At 70.4% G+C, this 21,188-nt stretch carries 20 protein-coding genes and 1 tRNA gene; 14 read left to right on the top strand and 7 right to left on the bottom strand.

The window, feature by feature from the left end:
• The first annotated feature begins 263 nt into the window (after nucleotides 1-263).
• The 6 genes from eno to ACGF5O_RS38350 all read left to right on the top strand — a co-directional run bounded on the left by eno (nucleotide 264) and on the right by ACGF5O_RS38350 (nucleotide 7,154).
• Nucleotides 264-1,550, top strand: coding sequence for a phosphopyruvate hydratase (eno, locus tag ACGF5O_RS38375; RefSeq protein WP_089102262.1), 1,287 nt, complete (start codon nucleotides 264-266; stop codon nucleotides 1,548-1,550).
• Between the two features lie 107 nt (nucleotides 1,551-1,657).
• Nucleotides 1,658-2,134: a septum formation initiator family protein gene (locus ACGF5O_RS38370; protein ID WP_393814547.1), complete on the top strand. Its 477-nt coding sequence runs from the start codon at nucleotides 1,658-1,660 to the stop codon at nucleotides 2,132-2,134.
• 29 nt (nucleotides 2,135-2,163) lie between these two features.
• Nucleotides 2,164-2,688, top strand: a complete 525-nt coding sequence (locus tag ACGF5O_RS38365) for a DUF501 domain-containing protein (protein WP_393814546.1) — start codon at nucleotides 2,164-2,166, stop codon at nucleotides 2,686-2,688.
• Between the two features lie 180 nt (nucleotides 2,689-2,868).
• The gene (locus ACGF5O_RS38360) at nucleotides 2,869-3,810 is read left to right on the top strand and encodes an exopolyphosphatase (protein WP_393814545.1); all 942 of its coding nucleotides are present in this window, start codon (nucleotides 2,869-2,871) and stop codon (nucleotides 3,808-3,810) included.
• Between the two features lie 440 nt (nucleotides 3,811-4,250).
• Nucleotides 4,251-5,630: an NAD(P)/FAD-dependent oxidoreductase gene (locus ACGF5O_RS38355; RefSeq protein WP_393814544.1), complete on the top strand. Its 1,380-nt coding sequence runs from the start codon at nucleotides 4,251-4,253 to the stop codon at nucleotides 5,628-5,630.
• Nucleotides 5,631-5,855: 225 nt separating this feature from the next.
• The gene (locus ACGF5O_RS38350; protein ID WP_393814543.1) at nucleotides 5,856-7,154 is read left to right on the top strand and encodes a class I SAM-dependent methyltransferase; all 1,299 of its coding nucleotides are present in this window, start codon (nucleotides 5,856-5,858) and stop codon (nucleotides 7,152-7,154) included.
• Nucleotides 7,155-7,256: 102 nt separating this feature from the next.
• Here ACGF5O_RS38350 and ACGF5O_RS38345 read toward each other — a convergent pair whose 3' ends face one another.
• Both ACGF5O_RS38345 and ACGF5O_RS38340 read right to left on the bottom strand, forming a co-directional pair.
• On the bottom strand, nucleotides 7,257-9,785 hold the full coding sequence (locus tag ACGF5O_RS38345) for an ABC transporter permease (protein ID WP_393814542.1): 2,529 nt from the start codon (nucleotides 9,783-9,785) through the stop codon (nucleotides 7,257-7,259).
• On the bottom strand, nucleotides 9,785-10,549 hold the full coding sequence (locus tag ACGF5O_RS38340) for an ABC transporter ATP-binding protein (protein WP_393814720.1): 765 nt from the start codon (nucleotides 10,547-10,549) through the stop codon (nucleotides 9,785-9,787). Before ACGF5O_RS38340 ends, ACGF5O_RS38345 begins: the two co-directional genes overlap by 1 nt.
• A 449-nt stretch (nucleotides 10,550-10,998) precedes the next feature.
• Between ACGF5O_RS38340 and ACGF5O_RS38335 the strand changes: the two genes are divergently transcribed.
• A tRNA-Leu gene (locus ACGF5O_RS38335) sits at nucleotides 10,999-11,081 on the top strand.
• 30 nt (nucleotides 11,082-11,111) lie between these two features.
• Here the strand turns inward: ACGF5O_RS38335 and ACGF5O_RS38330 are convergent.
• Nucleotides 11,112-11,363 (bottom strand): hypothetical protein, encoded by a 252-nt coding sequence (locus ACGF5O_RS38330; RefSeq protein WP_393814541.1) that lies wholly within the window; start codon nucleotides 11,361-11,363, stop codon nucleotides 11,112-11,114.
• Between the two features lie 155 nt (nucleotides 11,364-11,518).
• Entirely contained in the window at nucleotides 11,519-11,914 is a 396-nt protein-coding gene (locus ACGF5O_RS38325; protein WP_393814540.1) for a helix-turn-helix transcriptional regulator, read from the bottom strand.
• A 230-nt stretch (nucleotides 11,915-12,144) separates the two neighbouring features.
• Between ACGF5O_RS38325 and ACGF5O_RS38320 the strand changes: the two genes are divergently transcribed.
• From ACGF5O_RS38320 to ACGF5O_RS38295, 6 genes are all read left to right on the top strand, one after another.
• Nucleotides 12,145-12,360 (top strand): hypothetical protein, encoded by a 216-nt coding sequence (locus ACGF5O_RS38320; protein WP_293994153.1) that lies wholly within the window; start codon nucleotides 12,145-12,147, stop codon nucleotides 12,358-12,360.
• 75 nt (nucleotides 12,361-12,435) lie between these two features.
• Nucleotides 12,436-12,654 carry a hypothetical protein gene (locus tag ACGF5O_RS38315; RefSeq protein ID WP_351710579.1) on the top strand — a complete coding sequence of 73 codons (219 nt, stop codon included), beginning with the start codon at nucleotides 12,436-12,438 and terminating at the stop codon, nucleotides 12,652-12,654.
• An 89-nt stretch (nucleotides 12,655-12,743) separates the two neighbouring features.
• Entirely contained in the window at nucleotides 12,744-14,654 is a 1,911-nt protein-coding gene (locus ACGF5O_RS38310; protein ID WP_393814539.1) for a hypothetical protein, read from the top strand.
• 52 nt (nucleotides 14,655-14,706) lie between these two features.
• A complete protein-coding gene (locus ACGF5O_RS38305; protein ID WP_393814538.1) occupies nucleotides 14,707-15,381 on the top strand; it encodes a hypothetical protein in 675 nt (224 codons plus the stop codon).
• Between the two features lie 216 nt (nucleotides 15,382-15,597).
• Nucleotides 15,598-16,776, top strand: a complete 1,179-nt coding sequence (locus ACGF5O_RS38300; protein WP_393814537.1) for a 4-hydroxybenzoate 3-monooxygenase — start codon at nucleotides 15,598-15,600, stop codon at nucleotides 16,774-16,776.
• A gap of 195 nt (nucleotides 16,777-16,971) precedes the next feature.
• The gene (locus tag ACGF5O_RS38295; RefSeq protein ID WP_393814536.1) at nucleotides 16,972-17,853 is read left to right on the top strand and encodes a Bax inhibitor-1/YccA family protein; all 882 of its coding nucleotides are present in this window, start codon (nucleotides 16,972-16,974) and stop codon (nucleotides 17,851-17,853) included.
• A 74-nt stretch (nucleotides 17,854-17,927) separates the two neighbouring features.
• Here the strand turns inward: ACGF5O_RS38295 and ACGF5O_RS38290 are convergent, their stop codons facing one another.
• A complete protein-coding gene (locus ACGF5O_RS38290) occupies nucleotides 17,928-18,158 on the bottom strand; it encodes a DUF4287 domain-containing protein (RefSeq protein WP_093502087.1) in 231 nt (76 codons plus the stop codon).
• Between the two features lie 118 nt (nucleotides 18,159-18,276).
• Between ACGF5O_RS38290 and ACGF5O_RS38285 the strand changes: the two genes are divergently transcribed.
• A complete protein-coding gene (locus tag ACGF5O_RS38285) occupies nucleotides 18,277-18,588 on the top strand; it encodes a hypothetical protein (RefSeq protein ID WP_362596279.1) in 312 nt (103 codons plus the stop codon).
• Between the two features lie 136 nt (nucleotides 18,589-18,724).
• Here ACGF5O_RS38285 and ACGF5O_RS38280 read toward each other — a convergent pair whose 3' ends face one another.
• Nucleotides 18,725-19,507: a hypothetical protein gene (locus ACGF5O_RS38280; protein ID WP_393814535.1), complete on the bottom strand. Its 783-nt coding sequence runs from the start codon at nucleotides 19,505-19,507 to the stop codon at nucleotides 18,725-18,727.
• A 280-nt stretch (nucleotides 19,508-19,787) separates the two neighbouring features.
• A complete protein-coding gene (locus tag ACGF5O_RS38275) occupies nucleotides 19,788-21,008 on the bottom strand; it encodes an acetyl-CoA C-acetyltransferase (protein WP_393814534.1) in 1,221 nt (406 codons plus the stop codon).
• Between the last annotated feature and the right edge of the window lie 180 nt (nucleotides 21,009-21,188).

Below are 21,188 nucleotides of genomic sequence, written 5' to 3'. Positions count from 1 at the left end.
CCCGCTCCGGTGCGTTTTCCCCCGAACGCACCGGGGCGGGGTTTCTCTTTGCGGTCAGGCTCCGTGGCCCGCTCTTCTTCCGTTCTTCATCGGGACCCCCTTTGTTCCGCGCGTGAACAATGAGTACCGTCAGTGTGTCCACGGGCCGGTCGGTCGTGCCGGCCGACGGCCCTCGGACGGTTAGGCTCTAGTCGCAAGGCTGAGCAAGGGCCGACGAGGCCCGCGTGCGCCCCGCACAACCAGCGTCACATCCCAAGAAGGAGATGCTCGTGCCGTCCATCGACGTCGTCGTAGCCCGGGAAATCCTGGACTCCCGAGGCAACCCCACGGTCGAGGTCGAGGTCGGCCTCGACGACGGCAGCACGGGTCGTGCCGCCGTCCCGTCCGGCGCCTCCACCGGTGCCTTCGAGGCCATCGAGCTCCGTGACGGCGACCCCAACCGCTACCTGGGCAAGGGTGTCGAGAAGGCCGTCCTCGCCGTCATCGAGCAGATCGGCCCGGAGCTCGTCGGCTACGACGCCACCGAGCAGCGCCTGATCGACCAGGCCATGTTCGACCTGGACGCCACCGACAACAAGGGCTCGCTCGGCGCCAACGCCATCCTCGGCGTCTCCCTCGCCGTCGCGCACGCCGCCTCCGAGGCGTCCGACCTGCCGCTGTTCCGCTACCTCGGCGGCCCGAACGCGCACCTGCTGCCCGTTCCGATGATGAACATCCTCAACGGCGGCTCGCACGCGGACTCCAACGTCGACATCCAGGAGTTCATGATCGCCCCGATCGGCGCGGAGTCCTTCTCCGAGGCGCTGCGCTGGGGTGCCGAGGTCTACCACACCCTGAAGAAGGTCCTGAAGAGCAAGGGCCTGGCCACCGGCCTCGGCGACGAGGGCGGCTTCGCCCCGAACCTGGAGTCGAACCGCGCCGCGCTCGACCTCATCCTGGAGGCGATCAAGCAGGCCGGTTACGTCCCCGGCGAGCAGATCGCGCTCGCGCTCGACGTCGCCGCGTCCGAGTTCTACAAGGACGGCAAGTACGAGTTCGAGGGCAAGTCCCGCTCGGCCGCGGAGATGACCGAGTACTACGAGGAGCTCGTCGCCGCGTACCCGCTGGTCTCCATCGAGGACCCGCTGTTCGAGGACGACTGGGCGGGCTGGAAGGTCCTCACCGACAAGCTCGGCGACAAGGTGCAGATCGTCGGCGACGACCTGTTCGTCACCAACCCGGAGCGCCTGGCCCGCGGCATCGAGGAGGGCACCGCCAACGCCCTGCTGGTGAAGGTGAACCAGATCGGTTCGCTGACCGAGACCCTGGACGCCGTCGAGCTCGCCCAGCGCAACGGCTTCAAGTGCATGATGTCGCACCGCTCCGGCGAGACCGAGGACGTCACCATCGCCGACCTCGCCGTCGCCACCAACTGCGGCCAGATCAAGACCGGCGCCCCGGCCCGCTCCGAGCGCGTCGCCAAGTACAACCAGCTGCTGCGCATCGAGGAGATCCTCGACGACGCGGCGGTGTACGCGGGCCGCAGCGCCTTCCCGCGCTTCAAGGGCTGAGCCTCACAGAGTCAAGGCTCAGCCAGTCGTACGTACGTCCCCGTACCCGGTCCCGTACCGTGTCCGGGGACGTACGCACGTGTCAGGGCGACCAGGGAGGCGGGGACATGGCCGTGAAGGACCGGGACCGGTTCTCCACCGCGACCAGGCTCAAGCTGCTCGGCGAGCAGACGGCGGCCCGGGTCTACCGCTCCCAGACCAGGCGCCAGGCCCGCCGCTCCCGGCTCACCGGCCGCGCCGCGCTGCTCGCGATCGTGCTGTGCACGATGGTCGTCGCGCTCGCCTATCCGATGCGGCAGTACGTCTCCCAGCGCGCCGAGATCTCCGACCTCGAACGGCAGCAGCAGCAGGCCCGGCAGCGGGTCGAGCAGCTGCGGGACCTCAAGGCGCGGTGGCAGGACGACTCCTACGCCGAGCAGCAGATCCGGCAGCGGCTGCACTACGTGATGCCGGGGGAGACCGGGTTCGTGGTGATCGACCCCGGTGCCGCCAAGCAGGCGCACGCCTACCTGGGGGCGGCCGACCGGCCCTGGTACGCGAACGTCTGGGACGGCGTCGACAAGTCCGACGCGTCCGACCAGTGAACCGACAGAAAGCCACACAGAACACAGTCATGCAAACGCCTCCGCCCTCCACCCCGCGCACCGAGCCGACCGACGCGGACGTCGAGGCCTTCAAGCAGCAGCTCGGCCGGCCGCCGCGCGGGCTGCGGGCCATCGCGCACCGGTGCCCGTGCGGGCAGCCGGACGTCGTGGAGACCGCGCCGCGGCTGCCGGACGGGACGCCGTTCCCGACGCTGTACTACCTGACGTGCCCGAAGGCCGCGTCCGCCATCGGGACCCTCGAGGCCAACGGCGTGATGAAGGAGATGACGGCGCGGCTGGAGAGCGATCCGGAGCTGGCGGCGGCGTACCGGGCCGCGCACGAGGACTACGTCCGGCGCCGGGACGAGATCGAGGAGCTGACGGGCTTTCCCAGCGCCGGGGGGATGCCGGACCGGGTGAAGTGCCTGCACGTGCTCGTGGCGCACTCCCTGGCCGCGGGCCCCGGCGTGAACCCCCTCGGTGACGAGGCGATCGCCATGCTGCCGGAGTGGTGGGCCAAGGGGGCGTGTGTGGTGCCCTCCGCCGACGGCTGACGTACCAGGGGGCTCCGCCCCCTGGACCCCCGAGACCTTCGCCCACCCACCACCCGACTCGGCCGGTTGAACAGTCGCCGACCCGGCTCGGTCGCCGAGTGGTCGCCGACCCGATTCGGTCGCCGAGTCGGCCCGGTCCGTCGACAAGTCACGAACAGACACAGACAAGGAACCACCGCCATGACCCGCGTCGCCGCCATCGATTGCGGAACCAACTCCATCCGGCTGCTCGTCGCCGACGCGAACCCCGAGACCGGGGAGCTCGTCGATCTGGACCGGCGGATGGTGATCGTGCGGCTCGGGCAGGGGGTGGACCGGACCGGGCGGCTGGCGCCGGAGGCGCTGGCGCGGACGTTCGCGGCCTGCCGGGAGTACGCGGCGGTGATCAAGGAGTACGGCGCCGAGCGGCTGCGGTTCGTGGCCACCTCCGCCTCCCGCGACGCCGAGAACCGGGACGAGTTCGTGCGGGGTGTGCTCGACATCCTCGGCGTGGAGCCGGAGGTCATCAGCGGCGACCAGGAGGCCGAGTTCTCCTTCACGGGCGCGACGCGGGAGCTGACCGGGCGCGACGACCTCGCCAGGCCGTTCCTCGTCGTGGACATCGGCGGCGGGTCGACGGAGTTCGTGGTCGGCGACGCGCACGTGCGGGCCGCGCGGTCCGTGGACGTCGGCTGCGTGCGGATGACCGAGCGGCACCTCGTGCACGAGGGACACGTCAGCGACCCGCCCACCGAGGCCGAGACCGCGTCCATGTGGGCCGACATCGAACGCGCCCTGGACCTCGCCGAGGAGACCGTGCCGCTGCGCGAGGCGCGCACCCTGGTCGGTCTCGCCGGCTCCGTCACCACGCTCTCCGCCATCCACCAGGACCTGCCGGAGTACGACTCCGCCGCCATCCACCACTCCCGCATCCCCTACGCCCGGGTCCGGGAGATCACCGAGTGGCTGCTGCGCTCGACCCACGCCGAGCGCGCGGCGATCCCCTCCATGCACCCCGGCCGCGTCGACGTCATCGCCGCGGGCGCCCTCGTCCTCCAGTCGATCATGGAACGGGTGGGGGCGGAGGAGGTCGTGGTGAGCGAGCACGACATTCTGGACGGCATCGCCTGGTCCGTCGCCTGACCCGCAGGTCGGCGTGATCCATCCTCGGATGAGCATGTGAAACGACGGGTGAGCGCCCGAACGGCCTGCGACACGCCGTGCCACGACACTCCGTCGGAAAACTTCGTGAAGTTCTTCACAAGGAATTCGGTGCAGGTGAGGGGTCCGGTGGGGGCTCTTGGGCCGATCGGGGGCTCAACGGGCCCGAGCGCGTGCTCAGGAGAGCAATCCGGGGGTGTTCCGGGAGGTGCTCGTGAGGGTGACATCCGGTGCCTTCACGATGCCCCCGGAAGCCTGGACGGGCAGCTCACGCGGCATTGACAACGGGTCGTATCGGAAGTGGGTTCCCGCCGATGACCATGACCTGTGTCACGTGGGCGGCGGAGTGTAGCACGACCCCTGTGGAAGCTTGTGAAGGGGCGCACGAGCGGCCCCCCTGGGGCGGGTGGATACTCGATGCCATGAGCACCACGGAGCGTCCCAGGATCCTCGTAGTAGGCGGTGGGTACGTAGGCCTGTACGCAGCTCGGCGCATCCTCAAGAAGATGCGCTACGGCGAGGCGACCGTCACGGTCGTCGACCCCCGGTCGTACATGACCTACCAGCCCTTCCTCCCCGAAGCCGCCGCCGGCAGCATCTCCCCTCGGCACGTCGTCGTCCCGCTGCGACGCGTGCTGCCGAAGGCGGAGGTCCTCACCGGCCGGGTCACCACCATCGACCAGGACCGCAAGGTCGCCACGATCGCGCCGCTCGTCGGCGAGGCGTACGAGCTGCCTTTCGACTACCTCGTCATCGCGCTCGGCGCGGTCTCCCGCACCTTCCCGATCCCCGGCCTCGCCGAGCAGGGCATCGGCATGAAGGGCATCGAGGAGTCCATCGGCCTGCGCAACCACGTCCTGGAGCAGCTGGACAAGGCCGACTCCACGACCGACGAGGAGATCCGCCGCAAGGCGCTCACCTTCGTCTTCATCGGCGGTGGCTTCGCGGGTGCGGAGACCATCGGCGAGGTCGAGGACATGGCCCGTGACGCCGCCAAGTACTACAAGAACGTGTCCCGCGAGGACATGCGCTTCGTGCTCGTCGACGCCGCCGACAAGATCCTGCCCGAGGTCGGCCCCAAGCTCGGCCTGTACGGCAAGGAGCACCTGGAGAGCCGCGGTGTGGAGATCTACCTCTCCACCTCGATGGACTCCTGCGTCGACGGCCACGTGGTGCTGAAGAACGGCCTCGAGGTCGACTCCAACACGATCGTGTGGACGGCCGGCGTCAAGCCGAACCCGGCGCTGTCCCGCTTCGGCCTGCCGCTCGGTCCCCGCGGCCACGTCGACACCGCGCCGACCCTCCAGGTGCAGGGCACCGACTACATCTGGGCCGCGGGCGACAACGCCCAGGTCCCGGACGTCGCCGCCCGCAAGGCCGGCGTCGAGAACGCCTGGTGCCCGCCGAACGCGCAGCACGCGCTGCGCCAGGCCAAGGTCCTCGGCGACAACGTGGTCTCCGGCATGCGGGGCTTCCCGCAGAAGGAGTACAGCCACGCCAACAAGGGCGCGGTCGCCGGTCTGGGTCTGCACAAGGGCGTCGCGATGATCGTCCTGGGCAAGACGAAGATCAAGGTCAAGGGCCGTCTCGCCTGGTACATGCACCGTGGCTACCACGGTCTGGCGATGCCGACCTGGAACCGCAAGATCCGCATCTTCGCCGACTGGACGCTCGGCATGTTCCTCAAGCGCGAGGTCGTGTCCCTGGGTGCCATGGAGAACCCCCGCGAGGAGTTCTACGAGGCCGCCAAGCCCGCTCCGGTCGCCGCCCCGAAGTCCGAGGAGAAGGCCAAGGCCTCCTGACCCCGGGCACCGGTCGCACAACCAGCTGAACCAGCCGAAGGACCTCCCGCCATCCGTGGTGCGGGAGGTCCTTCGGCGTTCCCGGCGTTCCCGGGAGCCCGCGCAACTACATGTTGGCTACATCTTTTTTGCCCAGTCGTAACTCCTTTGCGGGACTGCGCTGCCGCCCGCACGGTGTTTACGTGGTAACCGGCATCCGGGATCGATGTCTTGGAGGTGTGCGCCATGGCCGAAGCCGCATCGCGGCTGAGGAGTGTTGCCGAGCAGGTGCTGGGAGTCCCGCTCCCGGTACGGCTGCGGGCCTGGGACGGATCGGAGGCCGGGCCGCCGGGCGCGCCGACGCTCGTCGTGCGCAACCGCCGCGCCCTGCGCCGCATGTTGTTCAAGCCGGGCGAACTGGGCCTGGCCCGCGCCTGGGTCGCCGGCGACCTGGACATCGAGGGCGACCTCTACGGCGCCCTCGCCGTGATGTCCGGGCTGATCTGGGAGCGCGACGAGGGCGGCCGTACCCTCGCGCAGGCGCTGCGCGACCCGCGCGTGCGGGCCGCCGTCCGGGAGCTGGTGAGGCTCGCCGGGCCGCCCGTTCCGCCCGCCCCGCCCCGCGAGGAGGCGCGCCGGCGGGGCCATCTGCACACCCGCCGCAGCGACAGGCAGGCCATCAGCCACCACTACGACGTGGGGAACGACTTCTACGGAATCGTCCTCGGGCCGTCGATGGTCTACTCGTGCGCGTACTGGGGGGCCGTCGACGATGCGGACACGCTGGAGACCGCCCAGCGCGACAAGCTCGAACTCGTATGCGCCAAGCTCGGCCTGAGACCCGGCCTGCGGCTGCTCGACGTCGGCTGCGGCTGGGGCTCCATGGCGATCCACGCGGCCCGCGAGCACGGCGTGAGCGTCGTCGGGGTCACCCTCTCCCAGGAGCAGGCCGCGTTCGCCCGTAAACGGGTCGCGGACGAGGGTCTGACGGACCGGGTGGAGATCAGGGTCCAGGACTACCGGGACGTCAGGGACGGGCCGTACGACGCGATCTCGTCGATCGGGATGGCGGAGCACGTCGGGGCCGAACGGTACCTGGAGTACGCGCGGGAACTGTACCGGCTCCTCAAGCCCGGCGGGCGGCTGCTCAACCACCAGATCGCGCGCCGGCCGCAGCGCGACGAGTCGGCGTACAACGTCGACGAGTTCATCGACGCCTACGTCTTCCCGGACGGCGAGCTGGCCCCGGTCGGCACCACCGTCACCCAGCTGGAGCGGGCCGGGTTCGAGGTGCGGGACGTGGAGTCCATCCGCGAGCACTACGCCCGCACCCTGCGCCGGTGGGTGGTCAACCTGGAGGCCGAGTGGCCGCGGGCCATGCGGCTGACCAGCCCGGGCCGGGCCCGCGTCTGGCGGCTCTACATGGCCGCCTCCGCCCTCGCCTTCGAACACAACCGCATCGGCGTCAACCAGGTGCTGGCCGTCCGTACCCCGGACTCCGGCGCCTCCGGGCTGCCCCTGCGCACCCGTACCTGGAACGGCTGATACCTGGAACGGCTCATACCTGGAACAGCCGACGGCACACGAAAGGGGCCCCACGCTCGCCGTGGGGCCCCTTCGCCGTACCTGTTGCGTGCGCCGCGCCCGCTACTCGGCCTTGATCGCCGCCAGCACGTTCAGCTTCGCCGCGCGGCGGGCCGGCCACAGGGCCGCCAGGACGCCGACCGTGCCGGCCAGGAGCAGGAAGACCGCCATCCTGCCCCAGGGCAGCACCAGTTCGTACGTCGGCATCCGCGAGCCGACCAGCTGACCGGCGGCCCAGCCGAAGAACACGCCCAGGCCGAGGCCCAGCACCCCGCCGAAGAGGGAGATGACCAGGGACTCCAGGCGGACCATCCGCTTGACCGCCTTGCGGTCCAGGCCGATCGCGCGGAGCATGCCGATCTCCTGGGAGCGTTCGAACACCGACATGGCCAGGGTGTTGATGACCCCGAGGACCGCGACGATCACCGCCATCGCGAGCAGGCCGTAGACCATGTTCAGGATCAGCGTGAACGCCTGCGCGATGGAGTCGGACAGGTCCTGCTTGTCCTGGACCTTGATCGCCGGGTTGGAGCCGAGCGCCTTCTCCAGCCTGTCCTTGGTCGCACTCGACGCGCCGTCCGCCGTCTTGACCATGACCTGCATGTCGGCGGGGTCGGTCACGTGCGGGGTGAGGGTGGTGCTGTCGAGCATGATCCCGCGGATCACCTCGTTGCCCTGGTAGACCCCGGCGACCGTCAGCTGCTGCGCCTTCCCGTCCTCGTAGTGCACGGTGAAGCTCGAACCCGCCTTCCAGCCGTGCGACTTGGCGGTGTCGTCGTCCACGGCGACGTCCGAGCCGCCGACCTTGAACGAGCCGCTGTCCACCGTGAGGTCGGTGAGCTTCCCGATCGACGAGCCGTCGACGCCGGTCAGGAACTCGGTCTCGCCGTCGATCCGGGAGACCGAGTTGCTGAGCGGGCTGGAGGCGGTCACGCCGTCGGTGGCCGCGACCTTCTTCGCCACGTCGGGGGAGAGCGCGTTGCCGTTGGCCATCGAGACGATGTAGTCCGCGCGGATCGCCGAGCTCGCCATCCTGTCGATGGACTTCTGCAGGCTGCCCGCCATCACCGTCATACCGGTGATCAGGGTCAGCCCGATCATCAGCGCCGAGGCGGTGGCGGCGGTACGGCGCGGGTTGCGCACCGAGTTCTGGCGGGCGAGCTTGCCGGAGACGCCGAACCCGCGCAGCAGCGGGGCCGCGGCCGCGATCAGCGGACGGGACAGCAGCGGGGTCAGGACGAAGACGCCGATGATGAGCAGGACCGCGCCGAGGCCCATCGGGGCCTGGCCGTCGCTGCCGCTCATCGTGGTCGCGGCCAGGATCACCACCACGCCCGCCGCCGAGAACAGGGCGCCGATCGTGTTGCGCAGCACCAGCGACTTGGTGGTCGGGGCGGCGTGCAGGGCGCTCATCGCGGCCACCGGCGGGATCTTCGCGGCCCGGCGGCCGGGCAGCCAGGCGGCCAGCATGGTGATGACGACGCCGACCGCGAGGGCGGCGGCCACGGTGCCGGGGCTGACGACCAGCGGTCCGTCCGGGACGGCCGCGCCGAAGGAGCCCAGCAGCGCGCGCAGTCCGGCGCCGATGCCGATACCGGCGACCAGGCCGGTCACCCCGGCCACCGCGCCGACCACGAGCGCCTCGATCAGCACCGAGCGGGTGACCTGGCGGCGGGAGGCGCCCACCGCGCGCAGCAGCGCGAGTTCCTTGGTGCGCTGGGCGACCAGCATGGTGAAGGTGTTGGCGATGATGAACGTGCCGACGAACAGGGCGATGCCGGCGAAGACCAGCAGGCCCGAGCGCAGGCCGCTCATGCTGCTGGAGATCTGCTCCGCCTGGTCGTCGGCGAGCTTCTGACCCGTGGTGGTCTCCACGAGCTTCTTCGGCAGGGCCGCGTCCAGCTGGGACTTGAGGGCGGCCTGCCCGGTGCCGGACTTCGCGGTCACGTCGATCTCGTCGTACGCGCCCTTCTTGCCGAACAGCTGCTGCGCGGTCGCCGTGTCGAACAGGGCGAGGCTGCCGCCGGCCGCGACGTTGCCGTCGTCGGTGGTGAAGATGCCGGCGACGGTGGGGGTGAGGACCGGGCCGTCGACGGAGATGCGTACGGTGTCGCCGACCTGGTAGCCGGCCCGCCCGGCGGTCCTGGAGTCGATCAGGACCTCGTTCTTCCCGCTGGGCGCGTGGCCGCTGACCAGCGGGTAGCGGGCGTCCTCGGTGCCCCAGTAGTTGCCGCCCTCGGACTGCCAGCCGCCGCCGATCAGCTTGCCGTCCTTGTCGGCGATGGCGGTGAAGCCGGAGACGACCCCGGTGGCGGAGGCGGCCCCGGGGACCTTCGCCGCCTTGTCGAGCAGGGCCTGGGTGAGGTCGGGCACCTTGCCGACCTGATCGCCCTTGGAGTCCTGGTACTTGGCCTGGACGGCGACGTCGACGCCCTTGAAGCCCTTGGCGGAGCTGTTCTGGTAGGCGTCCGAGATGGTGTTGGTGAAGACCAGGGTGCCGGAGACGAACGCGACGCCGAGCATGACGGCGAGCACGGTCATCAGCAGCCGGGCCTTGTGCGCGAGGACGTTGCGCAGCGCGGTGCGCAACATCAGCTGGTACGGCCCTTCGCGTCGAACTGCTTCATGAAGTCGAGGACGCCCTCGGCCGTCGGCCGGTACATCTCGTCGACGATCCGGCCGTCGGCGAGGAAGACCACGCGGTCGGCGTACGCGGCCGCCACCGGGTCGTGGGTGACCATGACGACGGTCTGGCCGAGCTCCCGCACCGAGTTGCGCAGGAAGCCGAGCACCTCGGCGCCGGAGCGGGAGTCGAGGTTTCCGGTCGGCTCGTCGCCGAAGATGATCTCCGGCCGGGAGGCGAGGGCGCGGGCCACGGCGACGCGCTGCTGCTGGCCGCCGGAGAGCTGCGAGGGGCGGTGGCCGAGCCGGTCCCGGAGGCCGACCATCTCGATCACGTTCTGCAGCCACTGCTTGTCCGGTTTCCGACCCGCGATGTCCATCGGGAGGGTGATGTTCTCCAGTGCGGTCAGCGTGGGCAGCAGGTTGAACGCCTGGAAGATGAAGCCGATCTTGTCCCGGCGCAGCTTGGTCAGCTGCTTGTCCTTCAGGGTGCCGAGCTCGGTGTCACCGATCCGTACGGATCCGGAGGAGAAGGTGTCGAGGCCGGCCACGCAGTGCATCAGCGTGGACTTGCCGGAGCCGGACGGCCCCATGATCGCGGTGAACTCGGCCTGCCGGAACTCGACGGTGACCCGGTCCAGGGCGACCACCTGGGTCTCGCCCTGGCCGTAGATCTTCGAGAGGTCCGTGGCACGTGCGGCCACGGAAGTGGTCCGCCGGTCGGCTGGGGGCACCCCCGGACGAAGTTTGGGGGAGGGTGTGGTGGACACGGAAGGGCGCTCCTGTCGGGACGACGGCGTTCGTGGGGACGTGCTCCATCGTCTCGGCCGAACCGGCCCGTGTAGTCAGCCGCAGTTCCGGTTCCGGGGGGCGACCAAGGGGGGACCGAAGGGGTGCCGAGTCATACCTGGGGATGACGGCGAACCCCGAGACCCGGATCCGGAACCGGGCGCTCCCGGTCGTCGAGAACAGGTGGAGCCCCCTTGTTCGGACGGTGAAATTCCGTCATTCCGTGTACGCGTGCATCCACCCCGCGTAACGCTATTGGCAAGTGCGGATGGCTCGTTCCAGGTGCTGATGCTCCCTCAGACGTCAATAAAATAAGACAACATCGGGTCGTCCGTCCGCTGTTCGGGGGACGCCTCCCGATAGGGTCGGAATCTCGTAGCGGAGCCCATGGCCTGCCCGGATGGTGGAATGCAGACACGGCGAGCTTAAACCTCGCTGCCCCTCGCGGGCGTACCGGTTCAAGTCCGGTTCCGGGCACTTCCCGCACCTCGCTCGGGTGGGGCCGACTCACCCCTCGTAGACGGTCAGGACCGCCCCGTCGACCTCGATGCGGCGGCCCGCGCGCATGCCGTTGCGGCGCAGGGTGCGCAGGCACTCCTGGAAGAGGGCGAGTTCGCCGGGGTCCAGGATGGCCGCGGCCAGGTCCAGGAGTTCGGCGACCGAGGTGTCGGTCAGCACCTCGGGCAGTTCCCCGGACAGCAGGACGACGGACTCGCCGTCGGGTTTGCGGACCACGGCCGTCGCGGGTCCGCCGTGCACGAACAACACATGTCCCCCTGAGAGCCCGTGGTCGTGCGGCTCTCGCGTTCCCGGGCAGTGAGGCAGAGACTAGCGGCGGATCTTGCCGCTTTCGTGCGGAGTTGGATTCTTTTTCCGACTTGACGGAAGAGTGCCCGGCTGCGGTCCGGCGCCGCTCACTTCTCCCGGGGTGCGCGGTCCAGCAGCGACTCGACGAGCGCGGTGACATGCCGGCGGTCGTCGGCCGACAGTTTCTGGACGCTGGCGATGAGCAGCGCGACCTCGGGGTCGGCGGGGCCGGCCGCGCCGTCCGGGCCGGCGGCCGGCGAGGTGTCGTACACGTGGATCCCGCAGGCCTCGGCGGCGGCGCGGCGCACCGTCTCCAGGGGCAGCTCCAGCCCCTTGGCCAGGCCTTCCAGGGTGGTCGCCTGGGGCATCCGGACCACGCGCTCGGTGGTGGCCAGGTGGTGCACGGTGGAGCGGGGCACGCCGCCGCGCCGTGCCACGTCGCCGTAGGACCAGCCCTTGCGGTCGAGGTGCTCACGGATCAACTGCTGCAGTGCGTTGGCCACTGACCGTCACTTCCTGCTCGCCGCCTGCGGGGTCCTGCCATGTCGCGGCCGATTCTACGGGCGGGTAGGCGATCGGCCGAGAGGGTGATTTTCCGAAGGGGTTGCGCGACGGGTTCCCGAGCCCGTAGTGTCCAATCTCGTTGGACAGCACGTCCGACCAGATTGGACAGAGTCCGGGGGGAACCTGACTCGTTCCGATCGGAAATGTCTATCCCTGAGGGGGAAAAATCATGATGGATGCACACGAGCTCGAGGCCGAGTCCGCGGAGCTGCTGCCGGGCCGTGAGGCCCTGGGCCGGCTGAAGTTCGGCTTCGGCAAGACGGTCAACGTCACCAAGCACATCGCGAACATCGACGCGTCCAACCAGTCCGCCGCGCTGAACGACCACTCGTCGTGGTCGGTGGCCGACTCCGGCGCCGGTCAGACCATCAGCGTCCACCAGTAGTACCGCCCTGGCGCACGGCGCCGGCACCGAGTTCGACCTCGACCCCACCGCACACGAAACGAAGGGACATCCGTCATGAGCATGGACATGAACGAGCTGGAGAACGAGTCCGCCGAGCTGCTCCCGGGCCGTGAGGCCCTCGGGCGTCTGAAGTTCAGCTTCGGCAAGACGGTCAACGTCACCAAGCACGTCGCGAACATCGAGGCGTCCAACCAGTCCGCCGCGCTGAACGACCACAGCGCCTGGTCGTCCGCCGAGTCGTCGGCCGCGCAGACGATCAGCGTCACCCAGTAGTCCCCAGGAGCGCCACCGCCGTCGCCCCGGCGGTGGCGCTCCCGGCAGTTCGGGGGGGAACACCATGGGTATCCGGGGGGAGACCACACATGACGGTGCTCGGGGACGGAGCCGCCGCACTCTACGACACGGGCCCGGTGCCCGGACCCGGCGGCTGGCCGGTGACCTACGAGCAGGTGGCGACGGGCAACCTGCCGGTGGTCGACCCGCCGTCGCCGGTTCCGAGGCTCAGCGCGGGACTGCGGCTGCACGGTGAGTACCAGGGGTCGGGATTCACCGAGCCCAAGTACATCGCCCGTCGGGGGGACGGGCAGGTCGTGCAGCTGTCCAGGCTGCTGTACCTGGTGGCGTCGTCGGTCGACGGCGTCCGCGATGCCGAGGCCATCGCCCACCGGGTCAGCGCCCGCTTCGGACGCGAGGTCAGCGGGGAGAACATCCGCTACCTCGTCGAGAAGAAGCTGGAACCGCTCGGCGTGACGGTCCCGGAGGGCCAGGAGGACGACGAGGTCGACGCCCCGCGCTCCGACCTGCTGCTCGCCCTCAAGGGCCACCGGGTCATCTTCAACGAGAAGCGGACGGCGAAGATCGCGCGTTCGCTGGCGTGGCTGCACCGGCCGGCCGTGGTCGCGCTGGTGCTGGGCTCGGCCGTCGCCATGGACGTCTGGCTGTTCGGGTTCTTCGGGGCGATCGAGCCCGTCCTGGAGGTGCTCGACCAGCCGGTCCTGATCCTCGTCGTCTTCGTGCTCACCGTGGCCTCCCTCGTCTTCCACGAGTTCGGACACGCCTCCGCGTGCCGATACGGAGGAGCCCGGCCCGGCTGCATCGGGTGCGGGCTCTTCCTCATCTGGCCCTCGATGTACACCGACGTCACCGACGTCTACCGGATCGGACGGGGCGGCCGGCTCCGCACCGACCTGGGCGGCGTCTACTTCAACGTCGTCTTCATGCTGGCCATGGTCGGCGCCTACTTCGCCACCGGGGCCCAGTTCTTCCTGGCCACGGTGTATCTCGGGCACTTCGAGATCATGGAACAGCTGATGCCGGCCGTACGGCTGGACGGCTACTACATCCTCGGCGACCTGGCCGGGGTCCCGGACCTGTACGGCAAGATCAAGCCGATCCTGCTGGGCCTGGTACCGGGACCGAGGGGGGACCGGGCCCGCCAGGAGGTCGCCGGGCTGAAGAAGTCGGCGCGGGCCATCGTCGCCACCTGGGTGCTGACGATGGTCCCGCTGATCATCGGCGAACTCGGGTACGCGCTGTGGAACCTGCCGCGCATCCTCACCACGATGACCCGCTCGCTGACCGAGCAACTCCTCGGCACCGGCGGCGCGTTCGTGCACGGCCAGGTGGTCGAGGGGCTGGTCGGCACGATCGGCTGCGTGATGCTGCTGTGCCCGATGGCCGGTGTCGTCTACCTGTCCGTGAAGATCGGCGGCCGGATCTTCCGGGCCGCTCAGCGCTCCACGGCGGGCCGGCCGAAGCTCCGGCTGGCGATCTGCGCCCTCGCCCTCGCCGGGCTCACCGGGCTCAGCTACGCCTGGATGTCCGGGGTGACCCCGAAGCCGCTGCCCAAGCAGCCGCCGATCGCGCCGATCCTCCAGCCGGGGGTGCCGACCACGGAACCGCCGCCGGCCCGGCAGGCCTCGACCCCGGACCGGCCGACGGACTCCGGTGCCCCCTCGGACACCGTGCCCGGCGGGCCGTCCGGGTCGGCCGGAGCGAGCGCCGGGCCCTCGGCCGGGGAGGCGTCGCGCGGCGCGTCCGCCTCGGCGTCGCCCTCCGCCTCGGTGCCGGGCGGCCCGGGGAAGAGCGGACCCGCCACGTCGCAGGCGCCGGCCAGCGGGGGACCGGTCACCGAACCGGTGTCCTCGCCGCCGGAGAGCGTGCCCGCGTCCCCGACGCCCACTCCGTCGGAGAGCGTCCCGGTGTCCCCGACCCCCAGCCCGTCCCCGCCGCCGGCCAGCGACTCGGCGAGCCCGGCCCCGGCCACGTCCTGACCGGCGACACCCCATCACCTACCGCAGCAGCACCGGAGCACAGGAGCACGCCATGAGCAGTCACCGAAAACCACGCGCGACCGCGAGCCCGCTCACCCGACGGGCCGTCCGGATCGGCCTGTTCGCCGCCGGGCTGGCCGGTGCGGCCACCGCCGTACCCGCACAGGCGGCCACCGCCGCCCCGCACGCCGCGTTCGCCTCCGACCACGTCTTCAGCCACGCCGACCGCGGGCACCACACCCAGGCCCGGGACTCCTTCACGATCCGCCAGTTCGGCACGGTGAACGCCGCCGCCGTCCGCAACCAGGCCAACGCCGTCTCGGCCGGCTGCTCGGCGGACGACCACTGCCGCTCGGTGGCCCTCTCCTTCCAGATCGTCACGATCGGCGGGGAGCACACCCACCTGAACGCGGTGAACCTCAGCGACGCCGCCAACAAGGAGTGCACGGGCTGTCAGACCCTCGCCGGGGCCTACCAGTTCGTGGTCTCCACGCCGACCGCGCTGCGCTTCGACAAGGCCACCCAGGGCAAGCTCGCCGACATCCACCGCCGGCTCGACGCGCTGACCCGCTCCACCCTGCCCGCCGACGAACTGCGCTCGAAGGCCGACGGGCTCGCCGCCGAGGTCACCGCCGTCCTGCACGACGCGGTCGCGAACGCCCCGAAGGGCGACCCGCAGAAGGACGTCACGCTCCACCGCCACCTGGACGGCTGGCCGGGCCGCTGACCCGTCCCGCCGTTCCGCACACCGGCCGCCGGGCCCACGACCGCCATCCGCGGGCCCGGCGGCCGGCCGCGTGCCACGACCCGTGCCCCACGTCCATTGACAGGGGATACGACCGGACGGAGACTCGGAGGAAATCGGTGAAGGAAATTTCACCAGACGAACAGCCTACCCTCGGAACCCCGGGCGACGACGCCCGGCCACGGAAGGGAACGACCGATGCGCACCACCGTCGGCATCATCGGAGCCGGACCCGCCGGGCTCCTCCTCGCGCGGCTGCTGCACAACGCGGGCATCGACTCGGTCGTCCTGGAGAGCCGCGACCGCGCCTACGTCGAGCACCGCCAGCGCGCCGGGATCCTGGAGCAGGGCACGGTGGACGTGCTGCGCGCGGCCGGCGCCGGGGAGCGCATGGACCGCGAGGGCCTGCGCCACGACGGCATCGAGCTGCGGTTCGCGAAACAGCGCCACCGCGTCGACTTCCCCGGCCTCACCGGCGGCCGGTCCGTGACGGTCTACGCCCAGACCGAGGTCTGCAAGGACCTCATCGCCCTCCAGCTCAAGGAGGGCGGCCCGCTGCTCTTCGAGGCGGAGGCGCTGGCGGTGGAGGGCGCCGAGAGCGAGCGGCCGCGGATCCGGTTCCGGCACGAGGGCCGCGAGGACGTCCTGGAGTGCGACTACGCCGTCGGCTGCGACGGCTTCTGGGGGGTGGCCCGCACCGCGTTCCCCGAGTCCCTCTCCCGGGTCTTCGAGCGGACCTACCCCTACGCCTGGCTGGGCATCCTCGCCGACGTCGCCCCCTCCCACGACGAACTGGTCTACGCCCGCCACGACCGGGGCTTCGCCCTGCTCTCCATGCGCTCCCCGACCGTCTCCCGCCTCTACCTCCAGGTCCCGGCCGGCACCGACGCCGAGGAGTGGACGGACGAGGCGATCTGGGACGAGCTGGAACGGCGCTTCGAGACCGACGACGACTGGCGCCTGGCGCGCGGCCCGATCACCCAGAAGTCGGTCACGCCCATGCGGTCGTACGTCCACGAGCCCATGCGGCACGGCCGGGTCCTGCTCGCCGGGGACGCCGCCCACATCGTGCCGCCGACCGGGGCCAAGGGGCTGAACCTGGCGGTGGGCGACGTCGTCACCCTCGCCCGCGCCCTGGTCCACGAGAAGGAGACGGGCTCCCGGGACCTCCTCGACGCCTACTCGGCGACCTGCCTGCGCCGCGTCTGGCAGGCCGAGCGGTTCTCCTACGACATGACGAGCATGCTCCACCCCGGCCCCGCCGACACCCCCTTCGACGCCCGGCTCCAGCTGGCCCGGCTCGGCCGGATCGCCTCCTCCCGGGCCGCCGAGACCGATCTGGCCGAGGCCTACACCGGCTTCCCGCTGGACGCCTGAGGGATCTCCGGCCGGTTCCGGTCATGTTCCGGCTTCGTCATGGAATGAAGCCCTCCGTGGCCGGGAATCAGGGCTCCGCGTAGCGTGTTGCGCAGCACGGTGAGGGAAAGATCCTCCGCAGGTAGTAGGGTCAGTCTTTTGCCAATCCATTACTCTTGATGCCAAGGCCGCTCAGGGTGGCCATGGAGGAGTGAAATGAGGAGCAGCAACCCGGTCTTCTCGCGACGGGGGTTCAGCCGCGACAACGGCTACGCGGGCTTCAACACCGCGCCGCAGGCCGGGTACGCACAGGGCGCCCCGTACGCCCAGGACGGCAACCCGTACGCGCAGAACCCCTACGCGAACAACCCGTACGCCCAGCAGGACCTCCAGCAGGGCGCCCCGCCGCAGGCCCCGGCCACCACCGGCCGGATGACGATGGACGACGTCGTCATGCGCTCGGGCATGACGCTCGGCACGGTCGCCGTCGGCGCGATCCTCGCCTGGGCCCTGCTGCCGATCTCGTCCACCAGCTACGGCCTGGCCGTCGGCTCGGCGATCATCGCGTTCGTCCTGGCCATGATCCAGAGCTTCAAGCGGACCCCGGTGCCCGCGCTGATCCTGGGATACGCCGCCTTCGAGGGCGTCTTCCTCGGTGTCATCAGCGAGATGTACAACAGCCAGTGGAGCGGCGCCCCGTTCCAGGCGGTGCTCGGCACCCTGGCGGTCTCGGCCGCGACGCTGCTGGTCTACAAGGCCGGCTGGATCCGCGTCACCGCCCGCTACGCCCGCATCGGCATGGCCATCGCCATCGCCTTCGTGCTGGTCATGGCGGTCAACCTGCTGCTGGTCGCGTTCGGCGTCGCAGAGAACGGCGGACTGCGCAGCTTCGGCCCGCTCGGCGCGATCGTCGGCATCATCGCGATCCTGCTCGGCGCGTTCTTCCTGACCCTCGACTTCAAGCAGATCGAGGACGGCATCGCCTACGGCGCCCCGAAGAACGAGGCCTGGCTGGCCGCGTTCGGCCTCACCATGACGCTGGTGTGGATCTACGTCGAGATGCTGCGCCTGGTGGCGATCTTCAGCAGTAACGACTAGCCGCGCGAGACAGGCTGAAGAAGGGCCCCGGGGTCGTCACCCCGGGGCCCTTCGCCGTCTGTGTGCGTGCGCGCCTAGAGAAGTTTGCGCGCGGCCCTCCTCAGGTCGTACTCATGGATCAACGCCTTCGCGTGGCCGTACGCGAGGTTGTGCTCGTGGCGGAGCCAGCTGACCTTTTCCTCGAAGCGGAAGAGGGCCGGGCCTTCGTCGACGGTACGCAGCCAGTCGGACACTTCACGACCGGTGCAGTGGGGGATGCGGGCGAGCATGTTGCGATGGGTCTCCTCGGAGAAGACTTGGGACATCGGCGCCTCCGGTGCGCAAAGGGGGTTGTAGCCGGTCCTTCACGTCACCGTGCCTGAGTGTTGGCGTGTTGGCAACAGTCGTGACAGGACAGCCCGTGGCACGCGTTACGCTCACGGCGTGGTTGATACGACGCCTCTCACCCGTGCAGTGGAACACTTCGCCGACAAGCTGAGGGCGGCACCGCAGAGCCGGCTGCAGCGGGGCGCCGCCGCGGAGGCGCTGGGACTGGCCAGGGAGTTGGCCCGCTGGGCGCAGGCCGTCGAGGAGCCGGGCGCGGAGAGCCGGGAGATGCCGGACGCGGGGATGTTCGCGGTGGCCGACCAAATCACTGTGGCCGGGAACGACTTGGCGGTGATCCTGAAGAACGACGCCGAGGTCGGGGATGCGGTGCGCTTGGTCGAGGAGGCGCAGAAGAGGGCGGGGGTGTGAGGGCCGTGGGTGGTCGGGTGCGGCGCCGTCGTGGTTGCTCGCGCAGTTGCCCGCGCCCCTGAAGGCAAAAGAAGGGGCGCGGGGAACTGCGCGACCAGCCCCCACGCACCGGCACCCGACGACGCACCCCGAAAAGTCAGAGTGAAGCTATGACCCGGTCCGCCAGGATGTAGACGTTCTCCTCGCCGCACGCGAACGTCAGCGTGTACGCGCCGGAGATCCCCGACCCGCCCAGCAGGTACGGCGTCTCACCCGCGCCGAGGGCGGCAGCCAGCCGCTCCGCCGTCTCCCGGTGCCCCGGCGTCATGCACAGCGTCGTGCCGTCGGCGAAGACATAGACGTCCAGCGTGCCGAGCGGACCGGGGCGGACATCGGAGAGCTCCACCTGCGACTCGGCCAGCTGCTCCAGCGTCGCGACCGTCCGCTCGTGGTCGTTGACCACCGGCGACTGCACCGGCACGAAGTCCGGGTGGGACGGGTGGCGGCGGCGGGCCGCCGCCAGTTCCGGGGAGTCCCCGGCGAACTCGTCGGCGTCCGCCGTCGGCTCGGCGACCGGCTCCAGGCCCACGAAGTCCGTCTGCCGGGGCAGGAACGGCTCCCCGTCCGCCAGCCCCAGCAGCGACGGCGCGTCGGAGGCGTCACGCGCCTCCTGCGCGGCCCAGAAGGCACGTGCCTCGGCCAGCTCCCGCTCCCGCTCCTCGGCCAGCGCCTCCGCCACAGCGGCGCGTATCTCCTCGGCGTCGGCATGGCTGCGAGCCGCCGGCATGAGGGCGCGCAAGGTCGCGGCCTGGTTCTGGGCGAGCTGGGTGTGCAGCTCGGCGACCTGACGGCGCAGCTTCAGTACGGTGCGCAGGACAGCGACGCCCACGGCGCCCGTGGCGGCCGTGGTGAGCAGCAAGGCGATCGGCATGGCGCTCACTGACGTACTCCCGGTTCAAAGTCGACCCCCGACTTCCTACATCAGCTTGAAGGGTGGACTATCAAGCTGTCAGTGCGTAACGTCACGAACCGGACAGGACTTTGGCCCTGGGGTTTACCGGGACAACGGCGTTGACCTGCGGCGATATCTCCTCAGAGGGAGATAGGTCACATCCTGGGGGAGATTGGATCACAAATCGGCCCGGTGTTCGGGGTTTTCTCGAACACCGGGCCGGGTCGTCACGTTGGGTCCCGTGACGGTCACTCAGGGGCTCAGGGACTCAGCTGAGGCGCTCGATGACCATCGCCATGCCCTGGCCGCCGCCGACGCACATCGTCTCCAGGCCGAACTGCTTGTCGTGGAACTGGAGGGAGTTGATGAGCGTGCCGGTGATGCGGGCGCCGGTCATGCCGAAGGGGTGGCCGACGGCGATGGCGCCGCCGTTCACGTTCAGCTTCTCCAGCGGGATGTTCAGGTCGCGGTAGGAGGGGATCACCTGCGCGGCGAACGCCTCGTTGATCTCGACCAGGTCGATGTCGTCGATGGTCAGGCCGGCCCGCCGCAGCGCCTGCTGGCTCGCCTCCACCGGGCCGAGGCCCATGATCTCGGGGGAGAGGCCGGTGACGCCGGTGGACACGATGCGGGCGAGCGGGGTGAGGCCGAGCTCGCGGGCCTTGGTGTCGCTCATGATGACGACCGCGGCGGCGCCGTCGTTCAGCGGGCAGCAGTTGCCGGCCGTGACCAGGCCGTCGGGGCGGAACACCGGCTTCAGCCCGGAGACGCCCTCCAGGGTGACGCCGGCGCGCGGGCCGTCGTCCTTGCTGACGACCGTGCCGTCGGGCAGCGTCACCGGGGTGATCTCCCGCTCCCAGAAGCCGTTCTTGATGGCTTCCTCGGCGAGGTTCTGGGAGCGGACGCCGAACTCGTCCATGTCCTGGCGGGTGACGCCCTTGATCCGGGCCAGGTTCTCGGCGGTCTGGCCCATCGCGATGTACGGGTCGGGGAGCAGGCCGTCCTCGCGCGGGTCGTGCCAGGTCGAGCCCTCGGACGCGGCGGTGGCGGCGGTGCGGGCCTGTGCCTCGTCGAAGAGCGGGTTCGTGGTGCCCGGGAGGCCGTCCGAGCTGCCCTTGGCGTAGCGGGAGACCATCTCGACGCCGGCCGAGATGAAGACGTCGCCCTCGCCGGCCTTGATGGCGTGCAGGGCCATGCGGCTGGTCTGCAGGGACGAGGAACAGTACCGGGTGATCGTGGTGCCGGGCAGGAAGTCCATGCCCATCTGCACGGCGACGATCCGGCCGAGGTTGTAGCCCTGCTCGCCGCCGGGGAGACCGCAGCCGAGCATCAGGTCGTCGATGTCCCGCGGGTCCAGCTCGGGGACCTTGGCGAGGGCGGCCTGGATGATCGTCGCGGTGAGGTCGTCGGGGCGCAGGTCCTTCAGGGAGCCCTTGACGGCGCGGCCGATCGGGGAACGGGCGGTCGAGACGATGACGGCTTCGGGCATCACGGCTCCAATGAAGACTGGGCGGCGCGCAGCGCCTCGTTGAGGGGTGGCGGCCGGGCGACGGGTGGGCGTACGAAGGTTGGCAGGGCCGCTTCGGAAGTTACCGGTACGTATGTCATCGGTCACCGGTGTCGGGGTGTGACACTGGCCGCACTTTCTAAGCGCTTGCTTTTCGACTGC

The sequence above is a fragment of the Streptomyces sp. NPDC048291 genome (assembly GCF_043201715.1).
Lineage (GTDB): Bacteria > Actinomycetota > Actinomycetes > Streptomycetales > Streptomycetaceae > Streptomyces.
This window is presented reverse-complemented; position numbering and strand designations above follow the sequence as displayed.

Bases quoted from the DNA above. Each gene is read 5' to 3' on its own strand.
- eno (WP_089102262.1), top strand. From the start codon at position 264: ATGCTCGTGCCGTCCATCGACGTCGTCGTAGCCCGGGAAATCCTGGAC.
- ACGF5O_RS38370 (WP_393814547.1), top strand. From the start codon at position 1,658: ATGGCCGTGAAGGACCGGGACCGGTTCTCCACCGCGACCAGGCTCAAG.
- ACGF5O_RS38365 (WP_393814546.1), top strand. From the start codon at position 2,164: ATGCAAACGCCTCCGCCCTCCACCCCGCGCACCGAGCCGACCGACGCG.
- ACGF5O_RS38360 (WP_393814545.1), top strand. From the start codon at position 2,869: ATGACCCGCGTCGCCGCCATCGATTGCGGAACCAACTCCATCCGGCTG.
- ACGF5O_RS38355 (WP_393814544.1), top strand. From the start codon at position 4,251: ATGAGCACCACGGAGCGTCCCAGGATCCTCGTAGTAGGCGGTGGGTAC.
- ACGF5O_RS38350 (WP_393814543.1), top strand. From the start codon at position 5,856: ATGGCCGAAGCCGCATCGCGGCTGAGGAGTGTTGCCGAGCAGGTGCTG.
- ACGF5O_RS38345 (WP_393814542.1), bottom strand. From the start codon at position 9,785: ATGTTGCGCACCGCGCTGCGCAACGTCCTCGCGCACAAGGCCCGGCTG.
- ACGF5O_RS38320 (WP_293994153.1), top strand. From the start codon at position 12,145: ATGATGGATGCACACGAGCTCGAGGCCGAGTCCGCGGAGCTGCTGCCG.
- ACGF5O_RS38315 (WP_351710579.1), top strand. From the start codon at position 12,436: ATGAGCATGGACATGAACGAGCTGGAGAACGAGTCCGCCGAGCTGCTC.
- ACGF5O_RS38310 (WP_393814539.1), top strand. From the start codon at position 12,744: ATGACGGTGCTCGGGGACGGAGCCGCCGCACTCTACGACACGGGCCCG.
- ACGF5O_RS38305 (WP_393814538.1), top strand. From the start codon at position 14,707: ATGAGCAGTCACCGAAAACCACGCGCGACCGCGAGCCCGCTCACCCGA.
- ACGF5O_RS38300 (WP_393814537.1), top strand. From the start codon at position 15,598: ATGCGCACCACCGTCGGCATCATCGGAGCCGGACCCGCCGGGCTCCTC.
- ACGF5O_RS38295 (WP_393814536.1), top strand. From the start codon at position 16,972: ATGAGGAGCAGCAACCCGGTCTTCTCGCGACGGGGGTTCAGCCGCGAC.
- ACGF5O_RS38290 (WP_093502087.1), bottom strand. From the start codon at position 18,158: ATGTCCCAAGTCTTCTCCGAGGAGACCCATCGCAACATGCTCGCCCGC.
- ACGF5O_RS38275 (WP_393814534.1), bottom strand. From the start codon at position 21,008: ATGCCCGAAGCCGTCATCGTCTCGACCGCCCGTTCCCCGATCGGCCGC.